A 26586-nucleotide genomic window follows, 5' to 3' on the forward strand; every position below is an offset into this window, starting at 1 on the left:
AGGAGAGATACTATATCGAACCGGTATATAGTGGACGAAACGGCGTCCCGCACAGAGTGATTCAAACCAAACTCAGGAGTTTCCCAAGGCGCATGTCAGCCATCCGCGGCGAAAAGGTCACGTTCCGAAAGAAGGACATCGTCGCCTTGCACAACCTGCCTTCAGCGCAGGTGCAGGATCCTCTCATCGTGCATTGCCCGCCCCCGCGCTCCCGCATGCGCGGCACGGCGAAGGCTACCGGCGGTTTCTGCGCAGTCATCCTGCTCATCCTGGCGGCGATCGTCTTTACCATCGAAAGCGGGATCATCGACGCGCCCCTGTCGCAGCAGGCGCAGTCGGCGCTGAACAGTGCGCTCGGGCCGCGATACCGCGCCGAGGTCGGTTCCACCGTCATCCGCTTCACCTCCGGCATGCGGCTGGCGCTCGAAGCGCGGGACGTCAACATGATCGACCAGCAGAGCGGTCAGCATCTTTCGACCACAGCTTCCATGCGCATGGCGCTCGATCCGCTGCAACTCTTCCGCGGCCGCATCGCCATATCATCGGTGGAAGCCGACGATATCGCCCTCGACACCTCACTGCTTCCATCCAGCGCTCCCATCAAGCTTGACGATCTGCGCGTCGATGCCATCCCGGCGGCAATGGAGACGATCTTTTCCCATCTCGACCTGTTCGAGAACTTCATCGAACGCGGGGCCACCGATTCCGTGCGCTTCTCCGGGATCGATATCAAGCTTGCGGATACGGCAAACGGGCCGCTTTCGCTCGTCATCGACAATCTCGCCTTCGAACATGCCGGGCCGAACTCGCTGCAGCTGAGCGGCCAGATTTCCATCAACGGCGAGACGGCCGATCTCAATGTAATCACGGAGCAGGCGGGCGGGCACGCAACCCGGCTCATCGCCACATTATCACACGGCGACCTGACGCCGTTTACGCTGAGGCGCAATGAACAGGGCGAGATCCGCCAGGGGCTCAACACCTTCGGCGATCTCACGATTTCCGCGGTCAGGGCAGCCGACGGCGCCAAGCCGCTTCTCAATGCCGCTCTCAAGCTCGATCCGGGCCTTATCTATGTCGACGGCGATTCTCAGCAGCTGACGGATGGGCAAGTCAATCTGGCCTATGACTTCGACAAGCAGACATTGGAGATTGCCAAATCGCAGCTCCATCTCGGGCCGACAGTGCTGCCAATCAGCGGCGCGGTCATCGATCTCGACAAGCTCGATCCGAATGCGGGCAAGGGGTTCGGCATCGACGCGCTGATCAGCGGCGGCACGGCAGCACCCAATTCCGGCGAGCAGCCGCTGTCCTTCGATCTGCAGGCGACCGGACGCTATCTCGTCGCCGGCCGCGAATTCCAGTTCACGAATATGGTGGCTTCCTCGCCGCTTGGCTCCCTCTATGGGGCTCTGCATATCCGGCTGAACGAGAAATCACCGGAGATCAGCTTTGCCGGGCAATCGCAGCAGATGCAAACGACCGCGATCAAGCAGCTCTGGCCCTTCTGGATGGCGTCCAAAGCGCGGGTGTGGGTACTGGCAAACCTCTTCGGCGGCCTGGTGACCGATGCCTCCATTTCCGTCTACATCCCGCCAGGGCGCCTGGACGAGGCGGCAGAAGGCCGTGGGCTGCGGCTCGACGAAAATCAGCTCCGCATCGCTTTCGACATCGACGGGACTCGCCTGAATGTCGCAGGCGAGATACCTCCGGTGCGCGATACCGCGGCGCATTTCGACCTGTCGGGCGGGCGGGCGACCATCTCCCTCAAGAGCGGCACCTCCTATTTTCCGTCGGGGCGTTCCGTGACGCTGCAGCCGAGCACCTTCGTGCTGCCATCGACCTACGACAAGCCATTGATGGCGGACGCCGACATTTCCGTCTCAGGTTCAGCGGATGCGGTCGGCGAGCTTCTGACCTACAAGCCGATCAAGGTATTGCAGCGCGCGGGCTTCGTGCCTGACGACCTCAAGGGCAATATTGACGCGCATGTGAAGGCGCATTTCGGACTTCTGTCCTCGCAGAACCCGCCGCCGCCCGAATGGCAGGCACAGATGAAGCTCACCGATGTCGCGCTTGCCAAGCCATTTTCGGGGCGCATGATCACCGATCTCGACGGCACGCTCGATGCCGATCCGCAGCAGATAAAGGTCAAAGGCAACGCCGACATCGATGGCGTCTCCGCCGATATCGACATGCTGGAGCCCGTCGACAAATCTTCCGGCATCGAGCCGCAGCGCGTGATTTCGGCAACACTCAACGGCGACCAGCGCGACAGGCTGCTGCCTGGCCTGTCCAGTATCCTTGGCGGCAGCGTCAAACTGGTGCTGACACGACTGGACGAAAACCGGCAGGACGTGCAGCTCGACCTCGGCAAAGCATCGCTCGATCTTCCCTGGATCGGCTGGTCGAAGGGTGTCGGTATTCCTGCCAATGCCGAATTCGAGGTTTCAGGCCCGCCTGACAATACGCAGGTCAAGAATTTCCGCCTGAAGGGAGATGGCTTCGGGGCGACCGGAGCACTCATGATCGGCAAGAGCGGCCTGATATCGGCAGATTTCGATAGTGTGAAGCTGTCGTCTGTCGATGATTTCGGCTTGTCACTGAAGCGCAGCAAAGGCGGCTTCGATATTTCGATAGCCGGCGCCAGCGCCGATGCGCGACCAATCATCGCCAGGCTGAAATCGGATTCGGACAGTAGTGGCAGCGACGACACCAGCGTAAGCGTGCGGGCAAAGCTGCAGAACATCATCGGCTTCAATGACGAGAAGATCGGCAATTTCCAGGCACAGATCGCCCTGAGCGGCAGCCGGCTGCAATCGCTGAATTTCTCCGGCATCACCGACAGCGGCGAGGCGGTCGTCAGCCGGATGCAGGGTGGCGGCGTCATCAACATCACCAGCGGCGATGCCGGCTCCGTGTCACGCTTTGCTGATCTTTACCAGCATATGCAGGGCGGGCTTCTCAACCTGGCTATCCGCCTCAGCGCAGGTAGCGGCTGGGATGGATCGGTCGACGTGCGCCGCTTCTCGATCGTCAACGAACAACGCCTGCGGTCGATCGTCTCCACACCGGTCGGATCGGACCAGCGCAGTCTCAGCGAAGCCGTGAAGCGGGACATCGATACCTCCTCGCAGCGCTTCCAGCGTGGCTTTGCCCGTGTCGTCTCACGCGGGGGGACGATCTCCATCGAAAACGGCGTGCTGCGCGGCGATCAGATCGGCGCCACGTTCCAGGGAATGGTGCGCGACCGGAAGGGCAATATGGACATGACCGGCACTTTCATGCCGGCTTACGGTCTTAACCGGCTTTTCGCCGAATTGCCGCTGATCGGCGTCATCCTCGGCAATGGTTCGGACCGCGGCCTGATCGGCATCACCTTCAAGCTGACCGGAAAATTCGATCAGCCGAACCTGCAGATCAATCCGCTCTCGGTGATCGCGCCCGGCGTCTTCCGTCAGATCTTCGAATTCCAGTAATCCGCTGGGGACCAGCGCTGCCTGATAGTGTCATGACGGAGAAAATCTACCCGCCGTCATGCTGACAGGCGGCAAAGAAAAAGCCGGCGCGACGGCCGGCTTTTCTTTTCGTATCGCTTGCGCGGCTCAGGCCGCGCGGCGGATCAGGATGTGCTTCTTCTTGCCGAGCGACAACTTGATGACGCCATCTGCGGTGATCTCGCCGCTGCCGATCATCTTGCGTTCGTCGCTGACGGCCTGGTCATTGATGCGCACGGCGCCGCCCTGGACGTGACGGCGGGCTTCGCCGTTCGACGCGGCAAGACCGGCGCGGACGATCAGCGACAGAAGGCCGATGCCGGCATCGAGTTCGGAGGCGGGAACCTCGACCGATGGCAGGTTGTCGGAGAGGCCGCCTTCCTCGAAAGTCTTGCGGGCCGTCTCGGCAGCCTGTTCGGCGGCTTCACGGCCGTGCAGGATCGCAGTGACCTCGGTCGCCAGGATCTTCTTGACCTCGTTGATCTCGGAACCGGCGAGTGCCGAGAGGCGGGCAATCTCATCCATCGGCAGCGTGGTGTAGAGCTTCAGGAAGCGCGAGACGTCAGCGTCTTCCGTATTGCGCCAGTACTGCCAGAAATCGTAGGCCGAGAGCATGTCGGCATTCAGCCAGACGGCACCCGTGGCCGACTTGCCCATCTTGGCACCGGAGGAGGTCGTCAGCAGCGGCGAGGTCAATGCGTAGAGCTGCTTCGTCCCCATGCGGTGACCGAGGTCGATACCGTTGACGATGTTGCCCCACTGGTCCGAGCCGCCCATCTGCAGGCGGCAATCATAGCGCTTGGCAAGCTCGACGAAATCGTAGGCCTGGAGGATCATGTAGTTGAATTCCAGGAAGGACAGCGACTGTTCGCGGTCGAGGCGCGTCTTGACGCTGTCGAAGGACAGCATGCGGTTGACCGAGAAATGCTTGCCGACATCGCGCAGGAACTCGAGATAGTTCAGCGAACGCAGCCATTCGGCATTGTTGATCATCAGCGCGTCCTTCGGACCGTCGCCGTAATTCAGGTAGTTCGAGAAGACGCGCTTGATGGAAGCGATATTGCCTTCGATCGTATCGACGGTCATCAGCTGGCGGGCTTCCTCCTTGAAGGAGGGGTCGCCGACCATGCCCGTGCCGCCGCCCATCAGCGAGATGGCGCGGTGACCGGTCTTCTGCATCCAGTGCAACATCATGATCTGGATCAGCGATCCGGCATGCAGGCTGGGTGCGGTCGGATCGAAACCGATATAGGCGGTCACGATTTCCTTGGCGAAGAGATCGTCGAGGCCACTTTCATCAGAGATCTGATGAATGAAGCCGCGCTCTTGCAGCGTGCGGAGGAAATCGGACTTGAACTGCGACATGGGTTTCGTCTCTTGAACGTCGAACGGAAGATGGGATTGATGCTTGTTGAAGCATCGCGGCGCGTTTAGCACTGTTTTTGCAAAAGTGCATCCGGGAATCGCATGAAAGGCGCATGGCGCAATGGATATCGTCAGGACTGCGATCGGCTTGATGAGCGGCACCTCGATGGATGGCATCGATGTGGCACTTCTCAGGACAGACGGACGGGGCTTCATCGAGCGCGGTCCGTTTCTGGGCGTGGCCTATGACGGCGGCTTTCGCGAGCGGTTGAAGCGGGCCCTTGATCTGGCGCGCCCGCTGAGCGATCGCGGCGCGCGGCCGGACGAACTGCGCGAGATCGAGGTCGAACTGACCTTGCGTCACGCAGATGCCGTTACGGCATTTCTAGAAAAGTTCGGCCTCGTCAGGGGCGATATCGACGTGCTGGGCTTCCACGGCCAGACCGTGCTGCACCGGCCCGATGATGCGCTGACCATTCAGATCGGCGATGGTGCGCTTCTGGCCGAACGATGCGGCATTCCCGTCGTCCATGACATGCGCGCCAACGACATGGTGCATGGCGGGCAGGGCGCGCCGCTGGTGCCTGCCTACCACGCGGCGCTCGCCGGCCGCTTCCAGAAGGATGGACAGGCCGTCTGCTTCGTCAATATCGGCGGCATCTCAAACCTCACCTACATCGGCGCGGAGGGGCGCATCGCTGCCTTCGACAGCGGCCCCGGCAATACGCTGATCGACCAGTGGGTGGAGATGCACACGGGCAGGACTTACGATCCGGGCGGCGAGATCGCGGGGCGCGGGCAGATGGTGCCTGACATCGCCGCGCGCTACCTCGGTAGCCCGTTTTTCAGCGGCAATATCCGCCGCTCGCTTGATCGCGGCGATTTCAAGCCACTGGCGCACGGTGAGGCGAGCCTTGAGGATGGCGCGCGCACGTTGGCGCATGTCGCTGCGGGCTCGATCATCAAATCGGCCGGTTATCTGCCTGACAGGCCGTCCGTCTACATCGTTTGCGGTGGTGGACGGCTGAATGGCACGATCATGGCTGAGTTAGCCGACATGGCCGGCAAGAACGGCTCTCGTGTCATGAGCGCCGAAGAGGCCGGTTTCGATGGGGATGCCATGGAGGCAGAAGCCTGGGCCTATCTCGCCGTCCGCTCGCTGGAGGGCCTGCCGCTGACCTATCCCGGCACGACAGGTGTCAGCCAGCCGGTGAGCGGCGGCGTGCTGTCGGAGCCCGAAAGATGAGCGGCGACGTTATTTTCCGAACGCCGCGCCTTGTCGCCCGGATGCGGGAACGGCGATGCTGATCTGATCCAGGACCTGCATTCGACCATCGAGACGACGCGCTACATGTCTGGAGCGGCCCCGTGGTCACGCGAAAAATGCGAGGAGCGGCTGCGATCCTATTTTGCCGAGCAGGCGCGCGACGGCACGACAAAATACAAGATCGTCAGCCGCGAGGACGGTCGCTTCATCGGGCGAGCCGGGATTTCGCTCTTTCATACCGGCGAATATGAAATGGGTTATGCGTTTTACGCCGGCGAATGGGGCAAGGGATATGCGAGCGAAATCGCAGCGGGGCTCGCGGACTGGTTCTTCGCCGAAGGCATCGCGCCGCATTTCGTGGCCTTCACCCACCCGGACAATCTGGTCTCGCAGCACATATTGAAAAAGATCGGCATGCGGGAGCGCGGGCCGATCTTTATCGAAGGTGTCAAGGGCGTAGAATTCGAGATGACGGCCGCCATGCGGCAGGCCGTTACCTGATGCGCTTGGCGGCCGGTTCCGGCACGAGTTCGCCATTCAGGCGGCGGTCGAGGTAATCCTCGCATTCGGCCATCAGCGTATCGACCTGGCCGTTGAAGAAGTGGTTGGCGCCCGGCACCGTGCGGTGGGTGATCAAAATACCCTTCTGGGTCTTCAGCTTCTCGACGAGACCATTGACGTCCTTTTCAGGCGCCACCTTGTCCGCCTCGCCATTGATGATCAAGCCGGAGGAGGGGCAGGGTGCCAGGAACGAGAAGTCGTAAGTGTTCGGCTGCGGCGCGATCGACATGAAACCTTCGATTTCCGGGCGGCGCATCAGAAGCTGCATGCCGATCCAGGAGCCGAAGGAATAACCGGCAACCCAACAGGTCTTCGAATCGGGATGCAGGCTCTGCACCCAGTCGAGGGCGGAGGCGGCATCCGAAAGCTCGCCCGCACCGTGGTCGAATTCGCCCTGGCTGCGGCCTATGCCCCGGAAATTGAAGCGCAGTGTCGTAAAGCCGCGCTTCTGGAACATGTAGAAGAGCTGGTAGACGATCTGGTTGTTCATCGTGCCACCAAACTGCGGATGCGGGTGCAGAATGACGGCGATCGGTGCGCTTTTTTCCTTGGAGGGCTGGTAGCGGCCTTCAAGACGGCCGGCTGGGCCGTTGAAAATAACTTCGGGCATCGGTACTCCGGTTTTATTTCGCGTTCACGCTACGTTTGGCGACAACATGACTTGACGACGGTTGTCAGCTTTTCTAAAACGCAGTTTAGAACAATTCGAAACTTGCATGGCGATCCACGCAGCGTGGAACGTGTCATACGGCAAGCCCGGCGGAAATTTCAAGAAAAATGCACCGCCGCGCCCGAGCAAGCTCGTCAAGCGCAGGACCGAAGACAATGGCGCCGCCACGCCTTTATCTCGATTGGAACGCAACATCGCCGATGCACCCTGCTGCGCGTGACGCGGTCATGCGCGCCGTGGATGTCTTCGGCAATCCCAATTCCGTGCACGGCGAAGGCCGTGCTGCGCGTGCAGCCATCGAGGGCGCACGCCGCAAGATCGCGCTTCTGTCAGGCACTGATTCCGCCAATGTGATCTTTACGAGCGGTGCAACCGAAGCCGCCAATATGGTCCTGACGCCGGAATTCAGCATGGGCCGCACACCGCTGAAGCTCGGCCGTCTCTATCATTCGGCCGTCGAGCATCTGGCCGTGCGCGAAGGCGGACGCTTCCCGAAAGAAAAAACGACGGAAATTCCGGTCACTGACGCCGGCATCGTCGATCTGAAGGCGCTGGCCGCTCTTCTCGACGCTCACGACAAGGCGAGCGGCCTGCCGATGGTGGCGATCATGTTCGTCAACAACGAGACGGGCATTGTCCAGCCGGTCGAGGAGGCGGGCAGGATCGTGCGCGCCCATGGCGGACTCTTCGTCGTCGATGCCGTTCAGGCGGCTGGGCGTCTGCCCATCGAGATCGAACGGATCGGCGCGGATTTCATGATCATATCCTCCCACAAGATCGGCGGCCCGAAGGGTGCCGGCGCACTGATTGCCCGCGGCGAGGCGCTGATGCCGAAGGCGCTGATCCGTGGTGGCGGGCAGGAGAAGGGTCACCGCTCGGGGACACAGAATTCACTGGCGCTGATCGGCTTTGGCGCCGCGGCAGACGCCGCCCTCCAGAACCTTGAGGAACGGAATGCGGCAATTGCAGCGTTGCGAGACCGGCTGGAAGCCGGCATGCGTGCTGCCGCGCCCGATGTCATCATCCACGGCGCGGACGGTCCGCGCGTTGCCAACACGATCTTCTTCACGCTTCCTTCCATGAAGGCAGAGACCGGCCAGATCGCCTTCGATCTCGAAGGGGTGGCGCTTTCGGCGGGGTCTGCCTGCTCCTCCGGCAGGGTCGGCGAAAGCCATGTGCTGACGGCGATGGGCCGCGATCCGAAGCTCGGGGCCTTGCGCATATCGCTCGGCTTTTCGACGACGGAAGACGACGTGGATCGTGCGATTGTGGCCTTTGCGAAAATTGCCTCCCGGCGAAAGCTGGCGGGCGAGGCAGCCTGAACGCCTCATAATCTTGCGGAAACGCAAATTTCTACTTGCCATCAGGGCTGAAAAGTCCCTTTTGGCCACTTACATCAGGGGCAAAGAAAAATAGCCCCACTGACAAGCTGCCGGACCTTTTCTCCGGCGAGATTGGAGAGTGACATGCCTGCTGTCCAGGAAACAGTCGATCGCGTCCGCCAGATCGACGTGGACCAGTACAAATACGGCTTCGAAACCGTCATCGAAATGGACAAGGCACCCAAGGGCCTTTCCGAAGACATCATCCGGTTGATCTCCTCCAAGAAGCAGGAGCCGGAATGGATGCTCGAATGGCGTCTCGAAGCCTACAAGCGCTGGCTGACGATGGAGGAGCCCACCTGGGCGCGCGTCGACTATCCGAAGATCGATTTCAACGCGATCCACTACTACGCGGCGCCGAAGAGCACGCCAGGCCCGAAGTCGCTGGACGAAGTCGATCCCGAAATTCTCAAGGTCTATGAGAAGCTCGGCATTCCGCTGAAGGAACAGGAGATCCTCGCCGGCGTCGAGAGGCCGAAGATCGCCGTCGATGCTGTGTTCGATTCCGTCTCGGTCGTGACGACCTTCAAGGAAGAGCTGAAGAAGGCCGGCGTGATCTTCATGTCGATCTCTGAAGCCATCCGCGAGCATCCGGATCTCGTGCWGAAATATCTCGGCTCCGTCGTTCCGACGACCGACAACTATTATGCGACGCTGAACTCGGCTGTCTTCACCGACGGCTCCTTCGTCTTCGTGCCGAAAGGCGTGCGGTGCCCGATGGAGCTTTCCACCTATTTCCGCATCAACGAGAAGAATACCGGCCAGTTCGAGCGCACGCTGATCATCGCCGAGGAAGGCGCCTACGTCTCCTACCTCGAAGGCTGCACAGCACCGCAGCGCGATGAAAACCAGCTGCATGCCGCGGTGGTCGAGCTTGTTGCGCTCGATGATGCCGAGATCAAGTATTCGACCGTCCAGAACTGGTATCCGGGCGACAAGGACGGCAAGGGCGGCATCTACAACTTCGTCACCAAGCGCGGCGATTGCCGTGGCGACCGTTCGAAAATCTCCTGGACGCAGGTCGAGACCGGTTCGGCCATCACCTGGAAATATCCGTCCTGCATTCTGCGCGGCGATGACTCCCGAGGCGAGTTCTATTCGATCGCCGTTTCCAACGGCCATCAGCAGATCGACAGCGGCACCAAGATGATCCATCTCGGCAAGAACACGTCGAGCCGCATCGTCTCCAAGGGCATTGCTGCCGGCGTTTCGCAGAACACCTATCGCGGCCAGGTTTCGGCTCACCGCAAGGCATCGAACGCCCGCAACTTCACGCAGTGCGACTCGCTCTTGATCGGCGACAAGTGCGGTGCTCATACGGTGCCCTATATCGAGGCCAAGAACTCGACGGCACAGTTCGAGCATGAGGCAACCACCTCGAAGATCTCCGAAGACCAGCTGTTCTACTGCCTGCAGCGTGGCATTCCGACCGAAGCGGCGATCGCGCTGATCGTCAACGGCTTCGTCAAGGAAGTCCTGCAGGAACTGCCGATGGAATTCGCCGTCGAGGCACAGAAGCTGATCAGCATTTCGCTGGAAGGCAGCGTCGGTTAAATAGGCTCCGTCATCCTCGGGCTTGTCCCGAGGATCTGCCGTGGCCAGAGGTCAAAATGAGTGGTTTCGTCTACATGATGTCCGACAAGCCACGAGGAGTGATCTACATCGGCGTCACGAGCGATTTGCACGGACGCATTTGGGAACATCGCAACGAAATCCAGAAGGGTTTCACGCAGAAATACAGAGCAAAGAATCTCGTCTGGTTTGAGCACCATCCTAATATCGTGTTGGCAATCAGACGGGAAAAATCTCTGAAGCGCTACATGCGTGAATGGAAAATCAAGCTTGTTGAAGAGTTCAACCCGACCTGGATGGATCTCTACGAGCGGATTGATGAAATCGAGAATATCTATCGACCGCATCCGAATACGCGGGAGTGGAGCGATTACAATTGACGGCTTAGATCCTCGGGACAAGCCCGAGGATGACGATCGAGGACCGGTGCGAACGGTCAATCAGGCGGCACTTGAACCCGCTTATGGACAGGAAAAACGAAATGCTTGAAATCAAGAACCTTCATGCCCGCATCGCCGAAGACGGCACCGAGATCATCCGTGGCCTGAACCTGACCGTGAAGGCCGGCGAAGTGGCCGCCATCATGGGTCCGAATGGCTCCGGCAAGTCGACGCTCTCCTATGTGCTGTCCGGTCGTGAAGATTACGAAGTGACCGAGGGCGACATCCTTTATAATGGCGAGAGCATTCTCGAGCTCGATCCGGCCGAGCGTGCGGCCAAGGGCATCTTCCTCGCTTTCCAATACCCGGTCGAAATCCCGGGTGTCGCCACCATGCAGTTCCTGAAGGTTGCCATGAACGAGCAGCGCAAGGCGCGCGGCGAAGACGAACTGACGACGCCGGATTTCATGCGCCGCGTCAAGGACGCTGCCGCCAAGCTGCAGATCAATACCGACATGCTGAAGCGCCCGCTAAACGTCGGCTTCTCCGGCGGTGAAAAGAAGCGCGCCGAGATCCTGCAGATGGCGCTGCTCGAGCCGCAGCTGTGCGTGCTCGACGAAACGGACTCCGGCCTCGACATCGACGCGCTGAAGATCGTTGCCGACGGCGTCAACGCGCTGCGTTCGCCCGACCGTGCCGTTATCGTCATCACCCACTACCAGCGCCTGCTCGATTACATCGTGCCCGATACGGTCCACGTTCTCTACAAGGGCCAGGTCATCAAGTCCGGTGACAAGACGCTCGCTCATGAGCTGGAAGCCAACGGTTACGCCGATATCATCGGCGCCGCAGCCTGAGCGTGGCGGAAAGGACGACGTCCATGAATATGCAAACGACGAGCCGCCTGACCGCGGCCGAATCGGCGCTGATCGAAGCCTTCAACGAGAAGATCGGCGAATTGCCGGGTAATGGCGCGGTCACCGCGCTGCGTGACCGGCTGCTCGACGACCTGAAGAAGCAAGGCCTGCCGACGCGCCGTATCGAGGCCTGGCACTATACCGACCTCAAGAATCTCTTGCGCAATGTTCCGATCCAGGCGGGTGACGCCGGTTCGGAAGCGCTGGAGCCGCTGGTCGAAGGGTCTCCGGTTCTGTCCGTCATCCAGGGCAAGGCAGCCAACAAGGCTTCGGCTGGCGATGTCCAGGTTTTTCCCTATTCCGAAAAACTGATCGACGGTTCTGCCGCTGCAGGCCTTGATGCGCTCGGCAATGACGACGCGGTCGGCCGTATCAATGGCAGCTTCGTGAAGGACGGCTATGTCGTCGAAGTACCCGAGGGCACCGAGCTTGAAGAGCCGCTGGAAATCCAGTTCATCCATGCTGGCGGCGACGTTCATACCCGCCTGCCGGTTGCCTTTGGCGCGAATGTGAAGGGTGTCGTCATTGAGCGTCACCAGTCGGTGACCGACAATGCCGCGCTTGTGTCGCATGTCAGCGAGATCACGGTCGGGCAGGGCACGGAGCTGACCTGGATCATCCTGCAGCAGCAGGGCGCCGAGGATACGCATCTTGGCCAGATCCGCGTCGATCTCGGCCCTGACGCAAAGCTGAAGCTCTTCGTCATCAATGCCGGCGGCAAGCTTGTGCGCCAGGAGCTGAACATCAAGGTGAGCGGCGAGGGCGCCGATCTGACGCTGCGCGGCATCAACCTGCTCGGCGGCGAGACGCATACCGATGTGACGATGGTTCTCGGCCACAACGTGCCGCATACCGGCTCGACGGAAGTTATCCGCAACGTCGTTTTCGACCGCGCCAAGGGTGTCTTCCAGGGAATGATCCGGGTTGCACCCGATGCCCAGAAGACCGATGCCAAGATGGCCTGCAACACGCTGCTGATGTCCGATGATGCAGAGTTCTCGGTCAAGCCCGAGCTCGAAATCTTCGCCGACGACGTTCAGTGTGGCCATGGTGCGACGGTTGCCGATATCGACCACAACCATCTCTACTATCTGATGGCTCGCGGCATCCCGGAGAACAAGGCGCGCGCCATGCTCGTCAACGCCTTCGTTGCCGAGATTGTCGAGGAACTGGAAGACGAAGCCCTAGTCGAGGCGCTGGAAGGCGTCATCTCGGCCTGGCTGGAAAAGCACGCCTGATCGGAAAACGCCATGGACAAGATCGTACCGGCAACCGCCTATGATGTCGAAGCCATCCGCAGGGATTTCCCGATCCTTGCGGAGAAGGTGCATGGCAAGCCGCTGGTCTATCTGGACAACGGCGCTTCCGCCCAGAAGCCGCAGGCGGTGATCGATGCGATCTCGCATGCCTACAGCCATGAATATGCCAATGTGCATCGCGGCCTGCATTACCTTTCCAATGCGGCAACGGAAGCCTATGAAGCGGCGCGCGAAAAGGTTCGCCGCTTCCTGAATGCGCCTTCTGTAGACGATATCGTCTTCACCAAGAACTCGACCGAGGCGATCAATACCGTCGCCTACGGCTGGGGCATGCCCAAGATCGGCGAGGGTGACGAGATCGTGCTGACGATCATGGAGCATCACTCCAATATCGTGCCCTGGCATTTCATTCGGGAGAGGCAGGGCGCCAAGCTCGTCTGGGTGCCTGTCGATGATGAGGGCGCCTTCCATATCGAGGATTTCGAAAAGAGCCTGACCGACAAGACCAAGCTCGTCGCGATCACCCATATGTCGAATGCGCTCGGCACCATCGTCCCGGTCAAGGAAGTTTGCCGCATCGCCCATGAGCGAGGCATTCCGGTGCTGATCGACGGTTCACAGGGTGCTGTGCATCTGCCCGTCGACGTGCAGGATATCGATTGTGACTGGTATGTCATGACCGGCCACAAGCTCTATGGCCCCTCCGGAATTGGCGTGCTCTATGGCAAGAAGGACCGGCTGAAGGAGATGCGGCCGTTCCAGGGTGGCGGCGAGATGATCTTCGAAGTCAGCGAAGACATCGTCACCTACAACGATCCGCCGCATCGCTTCGAAGCCGGCACCCCGCCGATCGTGCAGGCGATCGGGCTCGGTTATGCGCTCGACTACATGGACAAGATCGGCCGCGAGAATATCGCAGCCCATGAGGCTGATCTCTCGGCCTATGCGGAAGAGCGGCTGAAGGCGGTCAATTCGCTGCGCGTCTTCGGCAATGCCCCGGGCAAAGGCGCGATCTTCTCCTTCGAGCTTGCAGGCATCCACGCCCATGACGTCTCGATGGTAATCGACCGACAGGGTGTTGCTGTGCGCGCGGGCACGCATTGCGCCATGCCGCTCTTGAAACGCTTCGGCGTCACCTCCACATGCCGTGCATCCTTCGGCATGTATAATACCCGCGCCGAAGTGGATGCGCTGGCCGATGCGCTCGACTATGCGCGCAAGTTCTTTGCTTGAGGAAGAAGCCATGAGCCTGGATGAAGAAAAGATCGACGTGCGCGAGGGCATCGTGCATTCCAGCATTCCGGAAGCGGAACTGGCGCGGCTCAGCGAGGACGTGATCGGCGCTCTCAAGACCGTCTACGACCCGGAAATTCCCGCAGATATCTTTGAGCTCGGCCTCGTCTACAAGATCGATATCGAAGATGACCGCATGGTGAAAATCATGATGACGCTGACGGCTCCTGGTTGCCCGGTTGCCGGCGAAATGCCGGGCTGGGTGGAAAATGCCGTGGGCGCAGTCGAAGGTGTTTCGGGCGTCGAGGTTTCCATGACCTTCGATCCACCGTGGACGCCGGACCGCATGTCTGAAGAAGCGCAGGTCGCGGTTGGCTGGTACTGATACGGTACCGTGGTATTGATCGCTTAAGGTGATCGCCTTACATTGATTCATGAAGCGCCGGATCTTGACCCCGGTCGTGGAAGGAGATTTGGCCCATGGGCTTTGCAGTAATGAGCATGACGACAGCCGCCGCGGACCGCGTGAAGGCGATCGTCGAGAATGGCGGGCCGGATGCCAAAGGCATTCGCGTCGGCATCAAGAAGGGTGGCTGCGCCGGGATGGAATATACCATCGACATGGTGACAGAACCCAATGCCAAGGACGACCTGATCGAGCGCGACGGCGCCAGGGTCTGGATTGAGCCTTCGGCCGTTCTCTACCTGCTCGGCACCGAACTCGGCTTTGAAACGACGACACTGCGCTCCGGCTTCATCTTTACGAATCCAAATCAGACCTCGGCCTGCGGATGTGGTGAATCTGTCGAGCTGAAGCCCGCCGATCTCGCAGCCCTTGCCGCGCGCGGCGATGCCGTGGTTCCGGCTCAGCATTAACAGTTTTCCATTGAAATTGCCTGATGGCCGCCATAATTGGCGGCCTTTTGATTTTGACGAGCCTGTCCGAGATCGACAAGCGACCAAGAAGAAACGAAGCGGACAATGCTCCTCCTGTTCCTCAAGGGCGCCCTCCTGGGTGTCATCATCACTGCGCCGCTCGGGCCGATCGGAACGCTCTGCATCAACCGCAGCCTCGAGAAGGGGTTCTGGTATGGCTTTTCCGGCGGACTAGGGACCGCGCTCGGGGATGCAAGCTATGCACTGGTCGCTGTCGCCGGGATTGCCGTTTTCTCCGAAACCATGTCGATGGCCACCATTCCGCTGGCGCTTGGGGGTGGGCTGATGCTGCTCTGGCTCGGCTGGCGCGGGCTGAAAAACAAGGGAAAGATCAAGGCGGCCAAGATCAATGCAGCCGACTTCCTGCATACGACCATCTCGACCTTCCTGTTGACCATTTCCAATCCGGCAACGATCCTCTCGTTCGGCGCACTGTTTGCCGGCCTCGGCCTGACGGAGGAGACGCGCCGGTTCAGTTCGGCAATGATCGTCTCGGGCGTCTTCATGGGATCTCTGCTCTGGTGGTTCTGCCTGAGCGGCGCCGTCAGCCTTGCAAGAGACCGGCTGTCGACCGATTTCACGGCCAAGGTCGGCCGAGCGACAAGCTACATGCTGATCGCCTTCGGCGCGGTGGCGCTCGGTTCGGTGGCTTATTCGATCGTATAGAGCAGGAGAGCGCGTTAATCGCGCTTGATGCTCATCAGCACGTCCCAGAGATCGGCGCCGGTTTCGAAGACCGCGGCATTGGACTTGTAGCTCTGTTCGGTTTCGACGAGGTCGGTCAGTTCGGTGGCGAAATCCACGTCCTGGTCGGTCGCGGTGACGCTTGCCTGAACACCCGTCGGTTCAACAGACTGGAAGCTCGTGTTCAGCCGGCCGTAGCCCGGCGTGCTCGCATTGGCGACATTGTTGGCGATCGCGCCTGCGCGCTTCGTCTGCGCCAGCATTCCCGAAAGAGCCGTATGCGTGATTGCAGAAATGCTCATCGACCGTTTCCCTGTTCCGGACATGAGCGTTGTATCGGCAAGGATTTAGGGAATGCTGAACGGCTTCGGTTAGCGAAAGGCGAGGGTGTTTAAACGGCTGTGCCGGAATGGCACGAGGCCTTAGCGATTGGCCCTCATGCCCGCGATCAGGATATCGATGAGCTGGCGGGCCGCTTGCCTCCAGGCCGGGCCGCAGCTGATGCTTGCACCACCGGCAAGTGCCCGAAGAAGGTCGAGCGGGTCCATGGTGAGGCGGATCTCGCCGGCCTCAGTGGCGCGGTCGATCAGCAGATTGACGGCATCGGTGATCGGGGTAACGGAATCGGCATAGAGCTGCGACGTGCCTCCTACGAGCGAATCCAGCAGCTCGGACATGCCGTGTTTGGTCACCACATAGTCGACGAACTGCACCAGCCACAGGCGGAGCGCTTCGACAGGCGGATGCGTTTCGGACAAGCTCCCGGCCGCAGCCGCAAGCTGGGCAGTCTCGTTGCGATAGACGGCGGAAATCAGCGCATCGCGCGTCGGGAAATGGCGATAGAGCGTACCAATGCCAACGCCGGCGAGGCGGGCGATTTCCTCCAGGCTGGCGCTGGAGCCCTTGTCGGCGAAGACGGTCTTTGCCGTTTCCATCAATAAAAGGCGATTGCGCTCGGCATCCGCACGCGGCTTTCGGACGGCAGGCCCGTCACTTTTTCCGGCCATTTTTCGAGACGTCCCCTTGATAAACGGAGGGTCCCTCCGTATTTATCTGGAGGCATCCTCCTTTTATTCCATCAGAGGCCGGCGGGCAATGGTCCACCAGCCCGGAGCGGTGCGTCCATGATCAAGGAGATAATCATGAGTGGACTTTTTGGCGCGACATCGACCACCGACGAGGTGCTTTCCGGCATCGATCTCAAGGGGAAGCGTGTTTTCGTGACAGGTGTTTCGGCCGGTCTCGGTGTGGAAACCGCGCGGGTGCTGGCTGGCCATGGAGCACAAGTCGTGGGTACGGCACGTGATCTCGCAAAGGCGAGGGTGGCAACGGAGGTCGTGCGCGCCGGTGCGGCCGACGGAGGCGGCCTTGAGATCGTCGAGCTCGATCTTGCTTCTCTGGCAAGCGTACGAGCCTGCGCCGATGCGCTCATTGCGGATGGGCGGCCCTTCGATGTCATCATTGCCAATGCCGGCGTGATGGCCGCCCCCTTCGGCCGCACCGCAGACGGTTTCGAAACACAGTTCGGCACCAATCATCTCGGTCATTTCGTGCTGGTCAACCGCATAGCGCCGCTCGTCAAATCCGGTGGCCGTGTGGTGATCGTCGCATCCTCAGGCCATCGCATGGCACCTTTCAGCCTCGACGACCTCAATTTCGAGAGCAAGACCTATGAGCCCTGGGCGGCCTATGCCCAATCGAAAACCGCAAATATCCTCTTCGCGGTGGAGCTCGACCGGCGCCTCGGGGAGCGCGGCATCCGCGCAACGGCATTGCATCCCGGCGGCATCCAGACCGAGCTCGGCCGTCATCTCGACCCCGGCATGATCGAAGGCATGCTGGCGCAGATCAACGCGGCACTTGCTGCCGAGGGCAAGTCGGGCTTCGAGTGGAAGACAATACCGCAGGGTGCAGCGACTTCCGTGTGGGCCGGTTTCGTCGCCCCGGCAGACGCGATCGGCGGCAAATATTGCGAGAATTGCCACGTCTCACACGTGACGGACGCCGAGATCAGCCCGATTTCCGAGGGCGTACGCTCCTATGCGCTCGATCCCGAAACGGCGAAGGCATTGTGGGCCAGGAGTGAAGAAATGGTTGGCGAGCGCTTCTAGGCATCAAACCCTCGCTTCGCCAACGACAGAGAGCAGGGGGCCGGGAGACTGGTGCCCCTGCCGAGGAATTGAACCTGGATCGGCTGCAAACCAGACAGCTGCTCTGACGTTGAGCTACGAGGGGCGTGGTGTCTTTATGCCAGAAACGACGTCCGCAGGCGAACGGAGCTTCAACAGACGGTTAGGCAGTAAGGTTAACCTGCCGCAGATGGCGGATACAGGAGAAGGGCGCCCGGTACAGGGGCAGGCAGCCCTTCTCCCAGCTGGTCTTTAAAGCATCCAGCATGAATGATTACGCAGAGAATCGAAAATGGTTCACCGGTGCGGGCAAAAGTCCCGAAAAAGTCTCAACGCCCTCATCGCCGGGAAAGCAGAGCCGCGCATCGTCCAGTCTCGCGGCTCTTTGCCAATCGCCGCTGCTCAAGCCTTGATGTCGAGGCCAGCTTCGACTGCGGCGGCGATGAAAGCCTTGCGCGCATCCTCGCCGGTGCGCTTGCCCTTGATGACATCGGCGCAGATCAGCAGCGCCTGATCCAGTGCGGCACCATCTTCCGTCGGCCAGTCCTCGATCATCGCCCAGGAGGCCGCCTGAGTATTGGCGATGGTCTCATATTGGCCGGGCTCTTCGAGTGCGACGAGCACGGGCTTCGACCATGGCGCCTGCATTCTAGCTTCGCTTTGATCCTGAGGCATGGTGTGACTTCCTTCGCGCATTTCTATCAGAATTAGGAAAGCCCCTCCCATGATGGAAGGGGCTTTGATTCTCGGCCCTTCGCTTGCGCTTTGGGCAGCTAGCTTGGCCGCTACTCGGCTGCCTCTGCGTAGGCCTCGACCGGCGGGCAGGTGCAGATCAGATTGCGGTCGCCGAAGACGTTGTCGACGCGGTTGACCGGGGACCAGTACTTGTCGACGCGGAAGGCGCCGGGCGGGAAGCAGGCCTGTTCACGCGAATAGGGTCGATCCCATTCGCCGACAAGGTCTTCGACCGTGTGCGGGGCATTCTTCAGCGGGTTGTTGAGCTTGTCCGAACGACCTTCCTCGATATCGCGGGCTTCCTGACGGATCGCCAGCATCGCTTCGCAGAAGCGGTCGAGTTCGGCCTTGGTTTCGGACTCGGTCGGCTCGATCATCAGCGTTCCGGCAACCGGCCAGCTCATGGTCGGGGCATGGAAGCCGCAGTCGATCAGGCGCTTGGCAACGTCATCGACGGTCACGCCGCAGCTATCGACCAGCGGACGCGTGTCGATGATGCATTCATGCGCCACACGGCCGGCAGCCGACTTGTAGAGCACGTCGTAAGCACCCTTCAGGCGGGCGGCGATATAGTTGGCGTTGAGGATCGCCACCTTCGTTGCCTGCGTCAGACCTTCGCCGCCCATCATCAGGCAGTAGCTCCAGGAGATCGGCAGGATGGAGGCCGAACCGAAAGCTGCTGCCGAAACCGCGCCCGAACGACCGTCCGTTTCCGGATGGCCGGGCAGGTGAGGCGCCAGATGCGACTTGACGCCGATCGGACCCATGCCGGGACCACCGCCGCCATGCGGGATGCAGAAGGTCTTGTGCAGGTTGAGATGCGAGACGTCGGAGCCGATGTCACCAGGACGGGACAGGCCGACCATGGCGTTCATGTTGGCGCCGTCGAGATAGACCTGGCCGCCGTGCTGATGCACGAGATCGCAGATTTCCTTGACGGTTTCCTCGAACACGCCATGCGTCGAGGGGTAGGTGATCATGCAGCAGGAAAGGTTTGCCGCATGTTCTTCTGCCTTGGCGCGGAAATCGTCGAGATCGATATCGCCGTTTTCACGTACCTTGACGACCACGACCTTCATGCCGACCATCTGGGCCGAGGCCGGGTTGGTGCCATGCGCCGAGGTCGGGATGAGGCAGACGTCGCGGTGACCCTGACCATTGGCAATGTGGTAATTGCGGATGGTCAGCAGGCCCGCATATTCGCCCTGCGCGCCGGAATTCGGCTGCATGGAGAATGCGTCATAGCCAGTGACGGCGCAGAGCTTTTCCGTCAGGTCATCGATCATTTCGCGGTAGCCGAGCGCCTGATCGGCCGGCACGAAAGGATGGATGTCGGAAAATTCCGGCCAGGTGATCGGCAGCATTTCGGCCGTGGCGTTCAGCTTCATCGTGCAGGAGCCGAGCGGGATCATGGAGCGGTCGAGCGCCAGATCGCGGTCGGAGAGCCGGCGGATGTAGCGGGTCATTTCGCTTTCGGCGCGGTTCATGTGGAAGATCGGATGCGTCAGGTATTCGCTGGTGCGCAAGAGATCCTTCGGCAGACGATAGGACGGCTCGAAATCGGCGATCTGGAAATTGCCGCCAAAGGCGCGCCAGACGGCTTCCAGCGTTGCCGGGCGGGTGCGCTCGTCGAGCGACATGCCGATCTTCGTCTGACCGACCTTGCGCAGGTTGACACCTTCGGCGACGGCTGCGCGCAGGATGAGACCCTGCATATGTCCGACATCGACGGTGATCGTGTCGAAGAAGGTGTCCGGCTCGACCTTATAGCCGAGCTTTTCCAGACCCTTGGCCATCAGAACGGCCTTCTGGTGGACCTGCTGGGCGATCGCCTTGATGCCCTTCGGACCGTGGAAGACGGCGTACATGGAGGCCATGACGGCGAGCAGAACCTGCGCGGTGCAGATGTTCGACGTCGCCTTTTCGCGGCGGATATGCTGTTCGCGCGTCTGCAGCGACAGGCGATAGGCGCGATTGCCGCGGGCATCGACGGAAACGCCGACGAGACGGCCGGGCATGGAGCGCTTGATGGCATCCTTGACCGACATGTAGGCCGCGTGCGGGCCACCGTAGCCGACCGGAACGCCGAAGCGCTGCGAGGAGCCGATGGCGATGTCGGCGCCCATTTCGCCCGGCGACTTCAGAAGCGTCAGCGACAGGATGTCGGCGGCAACGACGGCGATCGCGCCCGTCTGGTGCAGGCGGGAGATCAGGCCGGTGAAATCGCGCACATGGCCGTGCGTGCCCGGATACTGGAAGATCGCGCCGAAGACATCGACCGGATCGAGATCCTTGAAGGGGTCGCCGACGATAACAGACCAGCCAAGCGGCTCGGCACGGGTCTTGATCAGCTCGATCGTCTGCGGATGGCAGTCGGCATCGACGAAGAAGGCCTTGGCCTTCGACTTGGAGACGCGCTCGGCCATGGCCATGCCTTCGGCAGCGGCGGTGGCTTCATCGAGCAGCGAGGCGTTGGCGACGTCGAGGCCGGTCAGGTCGCAGATCATCGTCTGGTAGTTCAGCAGCGCTTCGAGGCGGCCCTGCGAGATTTCCGGCTGGTAGGGCGTATAGGCSGTGTACCAGGCCGGGTTTTCCAGGATGTTGCGCTGGATGACCGGCGGCGTGATCGTGCCGTAATAGCCCTGGCCGATCAACGAGGTCAGAACCTTGTTCTTGTTGGCGGTTTCGCGCAGCTTGTCGAGCGCCTCGCGCTCCGTCATCGGCGCCCCCCAGAGGAGCGGCGCCTTCTGGCGGATGGCGGGCGGCACGGTTGCGTCGATCAGCGCATCGAGGCTCTTGTAGCCGATGACACCGAGCATATCCGACATTTCAGACGGCGAGGGGCCGATATGACGACGGTTGGCGAAGTCATAGGGCTGATAGTCGGTGAACTGGAATTCGGTAGGCGTCGTCATTACGCAGTCAGCTCCTTGTAGGCTGCTTCGTCGAGCAGGCCATCGGCGTCCGAGAGGTTCTTGAGCTTGAGCTTGAAGAACCAGCCTGCGCCCTGCGGATCGGAATTGACGAGCGACGGGTCGGCAACGATAGCCGGATTGACTTCGACGATCTCGCCATCGAGCGGGCAGTAGACATCCGAAGCCGCCTTGACGGATTCGACGGTCGCGGCATTGCCATCCTTGGAGAAGGTGGCGCCGACCTCAGGCAGTTCAACGAAAACGAGGTCACCGAGCTGCTCGACAGCGTAGGTGGTGATGCCGACGGTCGCGACATCGCCTTCGAGCTTCAGCCATTCATGTTCCTGGGTAAATTTCAGCATGGAAAAATCCTCTCGCAATAAGGGTCAGCGTTTGTAGGTCGGCGTGATGAAGGGAAGGGCGGAAACGGTGATGGGCAGATATTTGCCGCGCACTTCCGCATAGATCTGTGTGCCCGGTGCCATGTGGGAAACCGGCACATAGCCCATGGCGACGGGGCCTTCGACGGAAGGGCCGAAGCCACCCGAGGTGACTTCGCCGATCTCAGCCTTGCCTTCGGCATCGGCATAGAGCTTGGCATGGCCGCGCACCGGCGCCTTGCCCTCCGGCTTCAGGCCGACGCGCTTGCGGGAAACGCCCTTGTCCAGTTCGCCGAGGATACGCTCGGCACCCGGGAAACCGCCGGCGCGGGCGCCACCGGTGCGGCGGGCCTTCTGCATGCCCCATTCGATGGCCGCTTCGACCGGTGAAGTCGTCGTGTCGATATCGTTGCCATAGAGGCAGAGGCCGGCTTCAAGGCGCAGCGAGTCACGGGCGCCGAGGCCGATCGGCTCGACATCGGGGTGCTCGAGCAACCGGTTGGTGACATCCACGGCCTTGTCGGCGGGAATGGAGATTTCGAACCCGTCCTCGCCGGAATAGCCCGAGCGGGAGACGAGACAGGAAACGTCGTGCAGGCGGCAGTGGCGCACGTCCATGAATTTCATGGCGGCGACATCGGCCCAGAGTTCGGCAAGTGCTTCGACGGCGCGAGGACCTTGCAACGCGATCAGGGCGCGGTCGAGCACGGTGATGTCGCAGGTGCCAGACAGATGCTTCTGCAGATGCGCGACGTCCTCATCCTTGCAGGCGGCGTTGACGACGACGAAGAGATGGTCGTCGAGATGGGTGATCATCAGGTCGTCGAGGATGCCGCCATTCTCATCCGTGAAGAAACCGTAGCGCTGGCGTCCTTCGGCAAGGCCGAGAATATCGACCGGCACGAGGCTTTCGAGCGCGAGCGCCACGTCCTCGTACTTGCCGGACTTCGCCTTGATGATGACCTGGCCCATATGGGAGACATCGAAGAGGCCGGCAGCGGTACGGGTCTGCAGGTGTTCCTTCATCACGCCGGCCGGGTATTGCACCGGCATGTCGTAGCCTGCGAAGGGCACCATGCGGGCGCCGAGCGACAGATGCAGCGCGTGAAGCGGGGTTTTCTTGAGGGCAGCAGTATCGTCCAAACGACGCCTCCGGGGTTTGCGCCGGAAATTCCGGGCGCGGGCTCAAAACTGAAGGCGCGGCTGCGCCTTGTCTCCTTGAGCCCCCTCTGTCCCTGTGCCTGAGATTGTTATCCCTTCGGCGGACGTTTCGAGAACGCCTCTCTCCAGAGTTCCGTCTGCCCCTTGTGGTCCTTTTGCCTGAGAGTTTCCGGGGCGGTTGCTCCTTCGGCACCGGCATCAGCGTACCGGCTTCTCCCAACAAGGTTGCGGCAATTATCCGGGGGTGGCAGGCCTTGGCAAGCAAAATGTCGCGACCGCACAAATTTTTGTCGCGGCTTTGGAATAGCGAGGCCGGCAGCGGCAAAAGGGCTTTTGCATTTGGCGGCGAAATTGGCTAACGGCAGCCGAGAGCCTTTTCCTGATCAGATCGGAACACTCCGGTCAGGAAAGGCTCTGGAGCGAGGAGATATTCCATGAACATTGTCAGGACATCGGCTTTTGCGGCACTTCTTTGCGCCTGCGGCTTTGCCGGATCGGCCATCGGTCAGGACCACCAGCATATGCAGGGCATGGACATGGGCAACATGGGCTCCATGGACATGTCATCGGATGGCGACACAGTGAAGGTCGGCGATCTCGAAGTTTCCGGCGGGTTTGCCAAGGCCATGCTCCCCGGCCAGCCCGTTGGCGGCGGCGGCTTCACCGTGAAGAACAATGGTGCGACAGAGGACCGGCTCGTTTCTGTCACATCTCCCACGTCAGGCGAAGTGCAGATCCACGAAATGGCCATGCAGGATAATGTCATGAAGATGCGTCAGCTGAAGGATGGTATTGCCATACCGGCGGGCAAAACCGTGGAGCTTTCGCCCGGCAATCTGCATCTGATGTTCCAGAAGGTGAAGACGCCCTTCAAGCAGGGCGACAAGGTGCCCGTCACGCTGACCTTCGAGAAGGCTGGCAAGGTCGATCTGGTGCTGAACGTACTATCGGCCCAAGGCAAGTAAGATCGGGCAATTGATCCCGCGAAGAAAAAGCCCGCGACAGGGCGCGGGCTTTGCTCCTCCCAGCTATCTTTAAATCTCAGACGTCCTCGTAGGACTGCAGGGCCTGCTGCAAGCCGGCCTGCGGCTGGCGATAACCTTTCGTCATGAGATCGAGCGCGATTTCGGTATTCTGGATGATGTTGGTCACTTCCTCGGGATCTTCGCCGCTCTGATTGAGCTGGCGTTCCGCGATCTTCCGAGCCTCGCGCGCGGCCGTACCCGTTGCCACGCGCTGCGGGATGCGCAAGGATTCGAAGGCGACAGCCGCAGTATTCGCGGATATGGAAACGACCTGTGTCATGCGCCTGTCATACCTATGCGATCTTCGCATTCGGCTTAAGAAAATCACTCACATTTTACCGGATGGTAAGAATTCCGCGGCCGCGATTGGAATCAGTGAGGAATCGCAATAAACCGGGGGCATGTTCCAGGCTCTGCTCGTCGCGGTCGGCGGCGCAATCGGTTCGCTTCTGCGTTATTATGTCGGCCTCGGCTCTCTGCGGCTCATGGGGCCGGGCTTCCCTTGGGGAACGCTCATCGTCAACGTCGTCGGCTGCTTCATTATCGGTGTCTTTGCCGAGATGATCATGCGCCGTTTCAATGCTTCGGTGGAACTGCGGCTGCTGCTGATCACCGGCTTTCTCGGCGGCTTTACCACCTTCTCCGCCTTCTCGCTGGATGCCATCACGCTGTTCGAGCGCGGCGAGGTCTTTGCAGGCGGCATCTATATCGCAGCAAGCGTCGGGCTCTCGATGGTGGCCGTCATGGCCGGCCTCGGCCTGATGCGCGCGCTCATCTGATTTCGATTCCGATTTCCGTTTTGCGAAAAATGCTCTAAAGGCAGCGGCAAGAGAGGCGCCGGCTTCGATCGCGCCCATATTTTCCGAAAGAATTCCATGGCAGGTATAGAACACATCAAGGTGGAGCCCGATGAAGCGGGCATGCGGCTCGACCGCTGGTTCAAGATCCACTACCCGGGTCTCGGCTTCGGCCCGTTGCAGAAGCTCTTGCGCTCCGGCCAGGTGCGTATCGATGGCGGCCGCGTCAAATCGGATGCCCGCGTGCAGCCCGGTCAGATGGTGCGCATACCGCCGCTCGACGTCGATGCCAAGGCGAAGGCCGGACCGATCGCCGGCAAGGATCTCAAGCATTCGAGCGATTTCGAACTGCTCTCGCGAATGGTGCTGCACGAGGACGAGAAGGTCATCGTGCTCAACAAGCCACCCGGCCTTGCAGTGCAAGGCGGCTCCGGTGTCGCCCGGCATATCGATCAGATGCTCGAAGCCTGGACCAGCCCGAAGGGTGAGAAGCCGCGCCTCGTTCACCGCCTCGACCGCGATACGTCGGGCGTGCTCGTGATTGCGCGCACCCGCGGTGCCGCGCAGAAGCTGACGGCTGCCTTCCGCGAGCGCGATACCAAGAAGACCTACTGGGCGCTGGTCAAGGGCGTGCCGCGCAAGCACGAGGACAGGATCTCGACCTGGCTCGTCAAGGAGCCGACGGCCGACGGTGATCGCATGCGCATCGCCAAGCATGGTGAGGAGGGCGCCGATCACGCGATTTCTTTCTACCGCGTGCGCGAGACGGCGGCACAGAACCTGGCCTGGCTGGAGATGGAGCCCTATACGGGGCGCACCCACCAGCTGCGTGTCCATGCGCTGCATATCGGCCACCCGATCATCGGCGATCCGAAATATTACGACGAAGATCCAAACTGGGATTTCCCTGGCGGCATCCAAAAGAAGCTGCATCTGCACGCACGCCATATCGATATCCCGCACCCATCCGGTGGGCGCTTGCGCGTCAGTGCGCCGCTGCCACCGCACATGGTACAGACATGGAACCTGCTCGGTCTCGACCTTGCCGGGGCTGAGAGAGATGACGAATGAAACTCGCGCTTTTTGACTGTGACGGCACGCTGGTCGATAGTGCCGGGCTGATCCATGAAACCATGCGCCGCACCTTCGAAAAATTCGGCAAGCCCGAGCCGCGCTTCGAGGAGACCAAGGCGATCATCGGCCTGACGCTCGATATCGCCATTGCCCGCATGCAGGGCAAGCCGCATGTCGAGCAGGAAGATGTCGACATGACCGCGCATTACAAATCGCTGTTTTCGGTCGTGCGTCAGGATCTCGATTATCGCGAGCCGCTCTTTCCCGGCATTCGCGAGATGATCGATGCGCTTACCGGGCGCGAGGATCTGCTGATCGGTGCGGTGACCGGCAAGTCCCGGCGCGGGCTGAAGCTCGTGATGGAGACGCACGGCTTCGACAAGCATTTCGTCGTTGCACGCACCGCCGACGATTGCCCCTCCAAGCCGCATCCGGCCATGGTGAGCGAATGCTGCGACGAAACCGGCATTGACGCGGCCGATGCCATTGTCATTGGTGACGCGATTTACGATATGCAGATGGCAAAGGCCGCCGGCGCCAAGGCGATCGGCGTTGCCTGGGGATATGCCAGCGTGGATGAGCTGATCGCCAACGGCGCCGATGCGATCGCCTATCATCCTGACGAGATCTTGCGCCATTTTTCCTGA

At 60.9% G+C, this 26586-nt stretch carries 24 protein-coding genes, 1 tRNA gene, 2 pseudogenes and 1 riboswitch; of the genes and pseudogenes, 17 read left to right on the forward strand and 10 right to left on the reverse strand.

Going from position 1 to position 26586, the window contains the following annotated elements; translation table 11 throughout:
* The first annotated feature begins 92 nt into the window (after positions 1-92).
* Complete coding sequence (locus AC1DF8_RS14325; RefSeq protein WP_478153986.1) at positions 93-3479, forward strand: hypothetical protein; 3387 nt, start codon at positions 93-95, stop codon at positions 3477-3479.
* A 126-nt stretch (positions 3480-3605) separates the two neighbouring features.
* On the opposite strand, the gene tyrS is transcribed toward AC1DF8_RS14325, so the two are convergent.
* Complete coding sequence (tyrS, locus tag AC1DF8_RS14330) at positions 3606-4862, reverse strand: tyrosine--tRNA ligase (RefSeq protein WP_113015842.1); 1257 nt, start codon at positions 4860-4862, stop codon at positions 3606-3608.
* Positions 4863-4983: 121 nt separating this feature from the next.
* Here tyrS and AC1DF8_RS14335 point away from each other — a divergent pair, with 121 nt between their 5' ends.
* Both AC1DF8_RS14335 and AC1DF8_RS14340 read left to right on the forward strand, forming a co-directional pair.
* Positions 4984-6108, forward strand: coding sequence for an anhydro-N-acetylmuramic acid kinase (locus AC1DF8_RS14335; RefSeq protein WP_478153987.1), 1125 nt, complete (start codon positions 4984-4986; stop codon positions 6106-6108).
* Positions 6105-6630, forward strand: a pseudogene (locus tag AC1DF8_RS14340) (GNAT family N-acetyltransferase). The gene AC1DF8_RS14335 and the pseudogene AC1DF8_RS14340 overlap by 4 nt, the downstream one beginning before the upstream one ends.
* On the opposite strand, the gene AC1DF8_RS14345 reads toward AC1DF8_RS14340, so the two are convergent.
* A complete protein-coding gene (locus AC1DF8_RS14345; protein WP_025668882.1) occupies positions 6623-7300 on the reverse strand; it encodes an alpha/beta hydrolase in 678 nt (225 codons plus the stop codon). The pseudogene AC1DF8_RS14340 and the gene AC1DF8_RS14345 overlap by 8 nt on opposite strands.
* Positions 7301-7515: 215 nt before the next feature.
* Here AC1DF8_RS14345 and AC1DF8_RS14350 point away from each other — a divergent pair, with 215 nt between their 5' ends.
* The 9 genes from AC1DF8_RS14350 (at position 7516) to AC1DF8_RS14390 (ending at position 15705) form a co-directional block, all read left to right on the forward strand.
* Positions 7516-8682 carry a cysteine desulfurase family protein gene (locus AC1DF8_RS14350; protein ID WP_112547718.1) on the forward strand — a complete coding sequence of 389 codons (1167 nt, stop codon included), beginning with the start codon at positions 7516-7518 and terminating at the stop codon, positions 8680-8682.
* Between the two features lie 144 nt (positions 8683-8826).
* On the forward strand, positions 8827-10296 hold the full coding sequence (sufB, locus tag AC1DF8_RS14355; RefSeq protein ID WP_478153988.1) for a Fe-S cluster assembly protein SufB: 1470 nt from the start codon (positions 8827-8829) through the stop codon (positions 10294-10296).
* 56 nt (positions 10297-10352) lie between these two features.
* The gene (locus AC1DF8_RS14360) at positions 10353-10694 is read left to right on the forward strand and encodes a GIY-YIG nuclease family protein (protein ID WP_112547716.1); all 342 of its coding nucleotides are present in this window, start codon (positions 10353-10355) and stop codon (positions 10692-10694) included.
* Between the two features lie 101 nt (positions 10695-10795).
* The gene (gene sufC / locus AC1DF8_RS14365) at positions 10796-11551 is read left to right on the forward strand and encodes a Fe-S cluster assembly ATPase SufC (RefSeq protein WP_112547715.1); all 756 of its coding nucleotides are present in this window, start codon (positions 10796-10798) and stop codon (positions 11549-11551) included.
* A gap of 23 nt (positions 11552-11574) precedes the next feature.
* Positions 11575-12849 (forward strand): Fe-S cluster assembly protein SufD, encoded by a 1275-nt coding sequence (gene sufD / locus AC1DF8_RS14370; protein WP_478153989.1) that lies wholly within the window; start codon positions 11575-11577, stop codon positions 12847-12849.
* Positions 12850-12861: 12 nt separating this feature from the next.
* A complete protein-coding gene (locus AC1DF8_RS14375) occupies positions 12862-14103 on the forward strand; it encodes a cysteine desulfurase (RefSeq protein WP_478153990.1) in 1242 nt (413 codons plus the stop codon).
* A gap of 10 nt (positions 14104-14113) precedes the next feature.
* Positions 14114-14488: an SUF system Fe-S cluster assembly protein gene (locus AC1DF8_RS14380; protein ID WP_112547712.1), complete on the forward strand. Its 375-nt coding sequence runs from the start codon at positions 14114-14116 to the stop codon at positions 14486-14488.
* Between the two features lie 95 nt (positions 14489-14583).
* Positions 14584-14979, forward strand: coding sequence for a Fe-S cluster assembly scaffold SufA (sufA, locus tag AC1DF8_RS14385; RefSeq protein ID WP_112547711.1), 396 nt, complete (start codon positions 14584-14586; stop codon positions 14977-14979).
* A 105-nt stretch (positions 14980-15084) separates the two neighbouring features.
* A complete protein-coding gene (locus AC1DF8_RS14390) occupies positions 15085-15705 on the forward strand; it encodes a LysE family transporter (protein WP_112968178.1) in 621 nt (206 codons plus the stop codon).
* A gap of 14 nt (positions 15706-15719) precedes the next feature.
* On the opposite strand, the gene AC1DF8_RS14395 is transcribed toward AC1DF8_RS14390, so the two are convergent.
* Positions 15720-16025: a flagellar basal body protein gene (locus AC1DF8_RS14395; RefSeq protein WP_478153991.1), complete on the reverse strand. Its 306-nt coding sequence runs from the start codon at positions 16023-16025 to the stop codon at positions 15720-15722.
* Between the two features lie 120 nt (positions 16026-16145).
* Positions 16146-16730 carry a TetR/AcrR family transcriptional regulator gene (locus AC1DF8_RS14400; protein WP_113148210.1) on the reverse strand — a complete coding sequence of 195 codons (585 nt, stop codon included), beginning with the start codon at positions 16728-16730 and terminating at the stop codon, positions 16146-16148.
* Between the two features lie 135 nt (positions 16731-16865).
* On the opposite strand from AC1DF8_RS14400, the gene AC1DF8_RS14405 reads away from it, so the two are divergent.
* A complete protein-coding gene (locus AC1DF8_RS14405) occupies positions 16866-17834 on the forward strand; it encodes an SDR family NAD(P)-dependent oxidoreductase (protein WP_478153992.1) in 969 nt (322 codons plus the stop codon).
* 49 nt (positions 17835-17883) lie between these two features.
* Here AC1DF8_RS14405 and AC1DF8_RS14410 read toward each other — a convergent pair.
* The 5 genes from AC1DF8_RS14410 to gcvT all read right to left on the reverse strand — a co-directional run bounded on the left by AC1DF8_RS14410 (position 17884) and on the right by gcvT (position 23025).
* Positions 17884-17959: transfer RNA gene (locus AC1DF8_RS14410), tRNA-Thr, on the reverse strand.
* Positions 17960-18254: 295 nt separating this feature from the next.
* Entirely contained in the window at positions 18255-18500 is a 246-nt protein-coding gene (locus AC1DF8_RS14415) for a DUF982 domain-containing protein (protein WP_029869121.1), read from the reverse strand.
* Positions 18501-18637: 137 nt separating this feature from the next.
* Positions 18638-21502, reverse strand: a complete 2865-nt coding sequence (gcvP, locus tag AC1DF8_RS14420; protein WP_029869120.1) for an aminomethyl-transferring glycine dehydrogenase — start codon at positions 21500-21502, stop codon at positions 18638-18640.
* Positions 21502-21864 carry a glycine cleavage system protein GcvH gene (gene gcvH, locus AC1DF8_RS14425; RefSeq protein WP_029868842.1) on the reverse strand — a complete coding sequence of 121 codons (363 nt, stop codon included), beginning with the start codon at positions 21862-21864 and terminating at the stop codon, positions 21502-21504. Before gcvH ends, gcvP begins: the two co-directional genes overlap by 1 nt.
* Positions 21865-21888: 24 nt before the next feature.
* A complete protein-coding gene (gcvT, locus tag AC1DF8_RS14430) occupies positions 21889-23025 on the reverse strand; it encodes a glycine cleavage system aminomethyltransferase GcvT (protein WP_029868841.1) in 1137 nt (378 codons plus the stop codon).
* Between the two features lie 155 nt (positions 23026-23180).
* A riboswitch (glycine riboswitch) is annotated at positions 23181-23273 on the reverse strand.
* Positions 23274-23531: 258 nt separating this feature from the next.
* On the opposite strand from gcvT, the pseudogene AC1DF8_RS14435 reads away from it, so the two are divergent.
* A pseudogene (locus AC1DF8_RS14435) lies at positions 23532-24008 on the forward strand (copper chaperone PCu(A)C); the annotation flags it as partial.
* 76 nt (positions 24009-24084) lie between these two features.
* On the opposite strand, the gene AC1DF8_RS14440 reads toward AC1DF8_RS14435, so the two are convergent.
* Positions 24085-24348: a hypothetical protein gene (locus AC1DF8_RS14440; RefSeq protein ID WP_029868839.1), complete on the reverse strand. Its 264-nt coding sequence runs from the start codon at positions 24346-24348 to the stop codon at positions 24085-24087.
* A 121-nt stretch (positions 24349-24469) separates the two neighbouring features.
* On the opposite strand from AC1DF8_RS14440, the gene crcB reads away from it, so the two are divergent.
* The 3 genes from crcB to AC1DF8_RS14455 all read left to right on the forward strand — a co-directional run bounded on the left by crcB (position 24470) and on the right by AC1DF8_RS14455 (position 26586).
* Positions 24470-24847 carry a fluoride efflux transporter CrcB gene (gene crcB / locus AC1DF8_RS14445; RefSeq protein WP_029868838.1) on the forward strand — a complete coding sequence of 126 codons (378 nt, stop codon included), beginning with the start codon at positions 24470-24472 and terminating at the stop codon, positions 24845-24847.
* Between the two features lie 96 nt (positions 24848-24943).
* Positions 24944-25936, forward strand: coding sequence for an RluA family pseudouridine synthase (locus tag AC1DF8_RS14450; protein ID WP_029868837.1), 993 nt, complete (start codon positions 24944-24946; stop codon positions 25934-25936).
* Complete coding sequence (locus AC1DF8_RS14455; RefSeq protein WP_478153993.1) at positions 25933-26586, forward strand: HAD-IA family hydrolase; 654 nt, start codon at positions 25933-25935, stop codon at positions 26584-26586. Before AC1DF8_RS14450 ends, AC1DF8_RS14455 begins: the two co-directional genes overlap by 4 nt.

The organism is Rhizobium sp. 05N49, from assembly GCF_056396805.1.